Origin of the sequence: Anabaenopsis arnoldii (assembly GCF_028331025.1) — a bacterium.
GTDB classification, from domain to species: Bacteria; Cyanobacteriota; Cyanobacteriia; order Cyanobacteriales; family Nostocaceae; genus Anabaenopsis; species Anabaenopsis arnoldii.
Window position 1 is genome coordinate 1 of the sequence record NZ_JAQMUH010000138.1, and the last position, 7,984, is coordinate 7,984.

At 44.1% G+C, this 7,984-nt stretch carries 7 protein-coding genes and 1 pseudogene; 4 read left to right on the plus strand and 4 right to left on the minus strand.

Translation table 11 applies throughout. The features are described 5' to 3' along the window. The first annotated feature begins 368 nt into the window (after positions 1 to 368). The 3 genes from mnmA (at position 369) to PN457_RS12285 (ending at position 5,105) form a co-directional block, all read left to right on the plus strand. Positions 369 to 1,418 (plus strand): tRNA 2-thiouridine(34) synthase MnmA, encoded by a 1,050-nt coding sequence (mnmA, locus tag PN457_RS12275; RefSeq protein WP_271733629.1) that lies wholly within the window; start codon positions 369 to 371, stop codon positions 1,416 to 1,418. Between the two features lie 174 nt (positions 1,419 to 1,592). Next, positions 1,593 to 2,777, plus strand: a complete 1,185-nt coding sequence (gene sat, locus PN457_RS12280) for a sulfate adenylyltransferase (protein ID WP_417006606.1) — start codon at positions 1,593 to 1,595, stop codon at positions 2,775 to 2,777. 195 nt (positions 2,778 to 2,972) lie between these two features. Continuing rightward, complete coding sequence (locus PN457_RS12285; RefSeq protein WP_271733630.1) at positions 2,973 to 5,105, plus strand: caspase family protein; 2,133 nt, start codon at positions 2,973 to 2,975, stop codon at positions 5,103 to 5,105. A 1-nt stretch (position 5,106) separates the two neighbouring features. Here the strand turns inward: PN457_RS12285 and PN457_RS12290 are convergent, their stop codons facing one another. The 4 genes and pseudogenes from PN457_RS12290 to PN457_RS12305 all read right to left on the minus strand — a co-directional run. Then, the gene (locus PN457_RS12290) at positions 5,107 to 6,060 is read right to left on the minus strand and encodes a helix-turn-helix transcriptional regulator (protein ID WP_271733631.1); all 954 of its coding nucleotides are present in this window, start codon (positions 6,058 to 6,060) and stop codon (positions 5,107 to 5,109) included. Between the two features lie 84 nt (positions 6,061 to 6,144). Continuing rightward, positions 6,145 to 7,017, minus strand: coding sequence for an S-methyl-5'-thioadenosine phosphorylase (locus PN457_RS12295; RefSeq protein ID WP_271733632.1), 873 nt, complete (start codon positions 7,015 to 7,017; stop codon positions 6,145 to 6,147). Between the two features lie 41 nt (positions 7,018 to 7,058). Beyond that, positions 7,059 to 7,448, minus strand: coding sequence for an Alr5209 family pentapeptide repeat protein (locus PN457_RS12300; RefSeq protein WP_271733633.1), 390 nt, complete (start codon positions 7,446 to 7,448; stop codon positions 7,059 to 7,061). A gap of 11 nt (positions 7,449 to 7,459) precedes the next feature. Continuing rightward, a pseudogene (locus PN457_RS12305) lies at positions 7,460 to 7,608 on the minus strand (IS200/IS605 family transposase); the annotation flags it as partial. 53 nt (positions 7,609 to 7,661) lie between these two features. Here PN457_RS12305 and PN457_RS12310 point away from each other — a divergent pair. Then, on the plus strand, positions 7,662 to 7,984 hold a 323-nt coding region (locus PN457_RS12310), incomplete at its 3' end, for a transposase (protein ID WP_271733634.1).

Sequence of the window (7,984 nt, forward strand, 5' to 3'; positions counted from 1 at the left end):
AAGGGTAGGTTTTTAATATGATCTGTGAAGGCAAGACCACCGAAGACAAGGAAGGAAAGTGGACAAGGAAGATTTTATACGGACAATGGTCTTTTAATGGGCTATTTTTCTTACTAAGAATACAGACTTTGTACTGTTTTCTCCGGTGGTCACCTTGTCCACCTTGTCCACCAAGTCTTGTCCTTATAAGGGGAGGGGATTGGATTTGACTGTTTCGGTTCCCCATTCCCCATTCCTCATTCCTCATTCCTCATTCCCTGTTCCCTGTTCCCTGTTCCCTGTTCCCTAAGATAAAAATTACCTGTTTAATACTTTTCAAACATCCTCTCACTGTTAGTGAAACCCATGATTAACAACATTTAACTAATATGCAAAAAGTCGTCGTAGGTCTTTCTGGTGGTGTGGACAGTTCCACCGCCGCCGCTATTCTACATCATCAAGGTTATGAAGTCATCGGTTTGACCCTGTGGCTGATGAAGGGTAAGGGTCAATGTTGCTCCGAAGGAATGATCGACGCGGCTGATATATGTGAACAATTGGGGATCCGCCATGAGGTGGTTGATATTCGTGATGTCTTTGAAACTAATATCATTGATTACTTGGTTAATGGTTACAGCGGCGGAATTACACCTCTACCTTGTTCTGAGTGTAATAAAACAGTCAAGTTTGGTCCGATGGTGCAGTATGCACGGGAGAAGTTAGAATGCGATCGCATCGCTACGGGTCACTATGCCCAAATTAACTATGATCCGGATACCCGTCGCTACCAACTATTCAGAGCCGCAGACCGCAACAAAGACCAGTCATACTTCCTCTATGATTTATCTCAAGACTTACTAGCTGCAGCAGTATTTCCCCTAGGAGAACTACAAAAAACAGATACCCGCCGCATCGCCGCAGAATACGGACTCACCACCGCCGACAAGCCAGAAAGTCAAGATTTATGCTTAGTGGAAAGTAACGGCTCTATGCGGGCATTTCTGGATAAATACCTAGCACCGAAACCAGGAGATATTGTCGATACCAACGGCAAGATTTTAGGACAACATGAAGGTATCCATCATTACACCATCGGCCAGCGCAAAGGTCTGGGAATCGCCGCCCCAGAACCACTGTACGTGATTTCATTAGATGCCGTCAATAATAAAGTTATCGTAGGCGATCGCACCCAAGTAACGCAACCAGAATGCACCGTCAATCGGGTAAATTGGGTTTCCATTACCGAACCATCCACACCCATTCGCGCCCAGGTACAAATTCGTTATCGTTCTACACCCACCCCCGTCACGGTAATTCCCCTGGAAAACTCCCGTGTGCGTTTAGTCTTTGATGAACCGCAATTCAGTATCACCCCCGGACAAGCCGCAGTGTGGTACGAGGGCGATAAACTCCTAGGTGGAGGAATTATTCACCAATAATTTACTATTCCTCAACTAAGCTGTTGTGCAGGGATGGTCACACAGAAAACTACATCACGCCAAACCATCACAAACTTTTTGTAAACTCAGTACCAGCATTTTGATAAGTTAGTACATAGTTTGAAGCATATGGCTAACGCCACGCTATGCTATCGCAGTTAAAAGAAAAAGGGGATGACGTTGACTCAACAGCCAGATACCATTGCACCCCACGGTGGACAATTGGTTAACCGTATCGCTACACCAGAACAAAAGGCAGAATTTCTCTCGAAAGCCGACTTTTTACCGCGAGTACAACTTGATGCGCGGGCGGTTTCTGACTTAGAGATGATTGCTATCGGCGGGTTTAGTCCCCTCACAGGTTTTATGAACCAAGAAGACTACACCCGCGTCGTCCAAGAAATGCGGCTCGCGAATGGACTGGTATGGTCAATACCCATTACACTATCAGTAACAGCAGAAATTGCTGCCCCATTATCAGAAGGTAGCCTCATCCGTTTGGATAACCCCAACGGTGAATTTATCGGAGTTTTGCAACTGACGCAAAAGTATCTCTATGATAAAACCCAAGAGGCTATTCATGTTTACCGCACCGATGACCCTAAACATCCAGGGGTGCAGGTAGTCTACAACCAAGGTTCTGTAAATCTCGCGGGTGACATTTGGCTATTAGAACGCCATCCCCATAGCCAATTTCCCGCCTACCAAATCGACCCAGCAGCTTCGCGACAGATGTTTAAGGATAAAGGTTGGAAAACTATCGTCGGTTTTCAAACCCGCAACCCCATCCACCGCGCTCACGAATATATCCAAAAGTGTGCTTTAGAAACCGTTGACGGTTTATTTTTGCACCCCTTGGTAGGAGCAACAAAAGAAGATGATATCCCCGCCGATGTGCGGATGCGCTGCTATGAAATCTTGCTAGAACATTATTATCCCCAAGATAGGGTGATTTTAGCAATTAATCCGGCAGCCATGCGTTATGCTGGGCCACGGGAGGCAATTTTCCATGCTTTAGTCCGCAAAAACTACGGTTGTACTCACTTTATTGTCGGACGAGACCACGCTGGTGTGGGTGATTATTACGGCACTTACGATGCTCAGTATATCTTTGATGAGTTTGAGCCGAATGAACTAGGTATAGTACCTATGAAGTTTGAACACGCTTTCTACTGCACACGCACCAAGCAAATGGCTACAACTAAAACTAGTCCCAGTAAACCAGAGGAGCGCGTTCACCTCTCAGGAACTAAAGTAAGAGAAATGCTGCGCCGGGGTGAATTACCACCACCAGAATTTTCTCGCCCTGAAGTTGCAGCAGAGTTGGCGCGGACAATGCAAGCACAAGCATCTTCTTAATATCTGGGTGAATCGCAAAACTGTATAAAGCTTAACTTTACAGTCAACCCCACAGGCCTATAAACTCTTATTTGAGGACTGACGGCTGATTGTAATTTTTCATCTGTGTGTCTTTGTTTTTGTGCCTCAGCGGCACAAAAACACTAAGTCATAGTGAAGTAGTCAGGGTAGCTGGGAGTGTCCTGGGAGGTTTTCATGAAGCGGCGGTTTTTTTTACAACGGATTGGTTCTATACTAGCAGTATTGGGTATAACTGAAGCTCAGTTGTTGACTTTCAGCGATCGCTACTCCCAAGCTTTAGCACAGTCTGGTAAACGTAAATTAGCATTATTGATTGGCATTAATCAATACCAAAAGGGTCTGTTTTTAACCGGTTGTCTCACCGATGTGGAACTGCAAAAAGAACTATTAATTCATCGGTTCGGCTTTCAAAGCTCAGACATCCTGACTTTAACTGACGAAGATGCCACCAGGAAATCCATTGAGACGGCTTTTACAGAACACCTCGCCGGGGTCAAAGCCGATGATGTCGCCCTGTTCCACTTTAGTGGCTATGGAACTCGGATTAAATCCGGTAACTTTATAGATACCACCCAAAATGCTTTAGTTCCAGCTTACGATCCTCTAATACCACAAAAAGATGAAACAGTCAACTATATATTAGCAGAAACAGTAGAATTATTATTGCGATCGCTACCCACAAACAGAGTGGCTGCAGTATTAGATACCAGCTTCCACAGTCCTACCAGCATCCCGCCCATAGGTTGGCGAATTCGCGTCCGTCCCGAATCAACACAAGCACAACTAGCAACCGCAGAACTAGAGTTGTTACGACAACTCAAAACTCAAAACTCTAACCCCAGTTATCCAGTTGTCTTGTCTGCTACTGCTGACCCTCAACAGTTAGCCAGGGAAATACTATTTTCCGGCTTCAGCGCCGGGTTATTTACCTACGCCTTAACTCAATACCTATGGGAAACTACACCACCACGGACAATTAATTTCACTCTTTCCCATGTGGGTAGCTATATGCATAAACTCGGAAGTAATCAGCAACCGGGATTATTAAATGAGACCAAAAATCCCCTCAAACCATTAACCGTCGAGAATTTACTCCTCCCAGACAGCACAGTGGCCGGGGAGGGAGTCATTAAAGCCCTAGAAGATGATGGGAAAACAGCCCAAATATTTTTAACCGGACTACCGCCACAAGTCTTAGAACACTACGGCACTAATTCCCGATTCAACCTATTAACAGGAGAACAGTTAATCCTGCGATCGCGCAACGGCTTAACAGCCAAAGCTCAGACATCTAAGACATTACCACAAACTCCCCCACTTGTAGGACAAGTATTTCAAGAAGCCGTGCGGGTATTACCGCGAAATGTTAATTTAATAGTGGGTTTAGATACACGATTAGAAAGAATTGAGCGGGTAGATGCCACAAGTGCCTTCGCTGGAACTGACCATGTTTCCACCGTAGTCGCCGGAGAACAACCCGCAGATTGTGTATTTACTAAACTCTCAGAAACTCCCAGTCGCTATGGTTTATTTACTCCCGGCGGTAAACTCATAGCTAACACATCTGGAGAACCAGGGGAAGCGGTAAAATTAGTGGTGCAAAGGTTAATCCCGAAATTACCAACTCTGCTAGCAACAAAGTTATGGCGACTCACAGAAAATGAAGGTTCTTCGCGCTTACCAGTCAAAGCTACTCTGGAAATTATTCACAACTTATCACCCCGCGTTGTCATGCAACGTCAAACTACACGCTCTCTAACTTCAGCACAAAGCTTACCGCTGACAGCCCTGAGTAATCCCATTGTACCCATTGGCAGCCGCATGCAGTACCGATTACAAAATCAGAGCGATCGCCCCATCTACTTAATGCTCCTGGGATTAAAAAACAACATCAATGCGATCGCCTTTTATCCTTGGCAATCCCCCGAACAATCTACATACTTAAACTCTAAACCCCTATTCCAACAAGTAGTTATTCCCCCTGGTGAAACCATGTTATTACCCAAAGGTGTCACAGATTCTGAATGGATGATCCCAGCCCCAGCTTACGAATGCGAACACCAAATGATGTTTAGCACCGCCCCCTTTAGAGAAACACTAGGATATTTAGAAAAAGCCAAGTATCCCATCACAGACCAAAGACCCTTTGGCGCATTATTGAAACCTTTAGAAATTGCTCAACTATTATTGCAGGATTTGCATAACGCCAGTGCAGTCACATCCGAAACTAACATCACATCTACCGACTCCTATGTATTGGATGTGAAAAATTGGGCTAGTTTCAACTTTGATTTTCAAGTCGCCTAAACTACCGATATTCCTTGGGGTTGACTCCCATAACGCGCTTGAAATTCCGGGTTAAGTGACTATGACTATAAAATCCACAGCATACAGCAATCTCAGCTAAAAACATTTGAGATGAGCGCAACAGGACTGCTGCGCGTTTTACCCGCTGCTGAATAATATATTGATGCAATGGGATTCCCATTGATTCCTTAAACATACTGCATAGATATGGCTGACTGTAACCTACCAGTGCCGCTAGGTCACCCAACCTGATATTTTGGTCAAGATAGGCCTCAATATAATCAATGAGCAGTTTTAAGGTAGATAAACCCAAACCCCCAGGATCCTTTCGCCCTCGAATACCGGCGCTAGAATGGTGCTTTACCAAGCGCATCACTAGGGCGTTGAGCAATGTATCTTGATAAACAGACCCCATTTGACAATCTGGTGGCGCTGCTAGTTCAGCCTTTAAAGCCATCCCTAAATGATAAACCCCTCCATCCTCTACACCAGAGCGCGGAATCATTCCCACATCACCATTGGTCATCCTATCCTGGGCCAGGTCATTCACCAACTCCGTTTTCAGAAAAAACAAAGTAATCCCCATGTCTTGATTCCATGTAGCACAGTGAGAGGCTCCATCAGGAAAAATGCCTATACTCCCATAACCCAATAGTTTACGGGGGTATAGCTTACCATCTAACCGACATTCTAATTCAGTTTTGCAATTGATATCAGACACGGCCAAAAACTGATATCCCTTAACACAGTGTTCTGGGACTTCATGGGGAGGTAGTTGATCATAGTGCAGCATAATCACTTGATCTTGTTCCATGGAGTGGAAAACAGTGGGCTGATAGGGTAAAACCCTCATCAGGGTATTAAACTCCTGGGGATATACCTTTAACTGGGAATTAACACTGGGATGATGGTCTAATTGTGGTTTGTGCAAATCTTGGTTGAGTAGATTTACCATGGGGTGAGGCTTAAATTGTAATTGCTAAATTAAAATAATTTATTTCACAATCGTCTCACAGTTTAAACCTGAATGCTATTACTATTAATAATACTTATGTAATAATAATTCCAGCTTTTGTTTAGTTGCCTCCGGTGCTTGATCTAACTGAGTTAAAATCGCATATTTCAACGCCGAATGAGCATCACTCACCGGGGGATTGGCGCTTAAACGCCTGACAGTTTCTTGAATAACCTTTTGCGCATTCACCGCATTACGCTGTAAATTACCAATTACCATTTCTACCGTCACACTATCATGATCCGGGTGCCAGCAATCGTAATCTGTCACCAGGGCTAAAGTTGCATAGGCAATTTCCGCCTCCCTGGCTAACTTCGCCTCTGGTAAGTTGGTCATCCCAATCACTGTTGCGCCCCAACTGCGGTAAAGATGGGATTCCGCCTTCGTGGAAAATGCGGGGCCTTCCATGCAGACATAAGTACCACCGCGATGCAGTGTCACATCTGGTAAATTTAAAGATGCGATCGCCGAGGCTAACACCCCAGCTAAATTGCCACAAATCGGGTCACCAAAGGCAATATGAGCCACAATTCCCTCCCCAAAGAATGTAGAAACCCGATTTTTAGTTCTGTCAATAAACTGATCTGGGATCACCATATCCATGGGTTTGGCTTCTGCTTTCAAAGACCCCACCGCACTGGCTGAAATTAAATACTCTACCCCCAGCTGCTTCATCCCATAGATATTGGCGCGAAAAGGCAACTCAGAAGGCGTTAAAGTATGATTACGACCATGCCTCGCTAAAAATGCCACTCTTTCCGTACCCAGGGTTCCCAAAATTATCGCATCAGATGGTGAACCAAAAGGGGTTTTAATCTCTAATTCTTCTACATCCTTTAAGTCTGCCATTTTATACAGACCACTACCGCCAATAATCCCAATCCGAGCTAGTGCCATATTCTCTCATCCTTGATTTAGTATAATTAGTATAACTGGTATTAATCTTGTATTCGTAATCCCACTGAGAATAGGTCAAAGTTATCAGGAAAATGAGTATTGCGATCGCAATCAGCTTTTGCTAACTTCGTCCCCGTGAGATTAGCTTGACGCAAATCCGCCGCAAACAACAAAGCACCCCGCAGGTCAGCATTTTGCAAATCAGCTTGAGTTAGGTTAGCAAAACTCAGGTCACAACCTCTGAGATTAGCACCATTCAGATTAGCTTCACTCAGGTCAGCATAACTCAAGTCACATCCTTTGAGATCAACACCCTGCAAATCCGCCTTACCTAAGTTAACCCCGGTAAAATCCCGTTTTCCCGCCGCATATCTTTCTAAAACAGTCACGGTAGTATTAATATTATTCTCTTGAGAATTTGTTTCCGCCATAGAAGCACCGATACTTTTTTGCTAACATTCACTAATACTGATTTGTAAATTAGTTCAAGACTTTCATGTGTAAGAATTTTTTTCTATACTTAGTGACACAAACCAAGTGTATCTTCAGGTCTGAAATACTGTGTCTTTCATGTCTTAAACCACTTGTCATTTTTGGGTAAACACTGTAGAATCTATCTTAACAGACAAATTTTAGCACAAAGCATGAAAGCTAGATATCAGTACAGATTTTACCCGACAGACCAACAGCAACAGAGTTTAGCTCGGTTGTATGGTTGTGTTAGAGTTGTCTGGAATGATGCTCTAGGTTTGTGCAAACAATCTCAAAAGCTGCTTGGGTACAACAAACTCTCGGCAATGCTAACCCAAGCTAAAAAGACTGAAGCGAGAAAATGGCTATCTGATGTTTCTTCAGTGCCATTACAACAGTCTCTTAGGCATTTAGATGTTGCTTACAAAAACTTTTTCAATTCCCTTAAAGGTAAGAGAAAAGGTAAAAAGGTTGGGGTTCCTAGATTTAAAAAGAA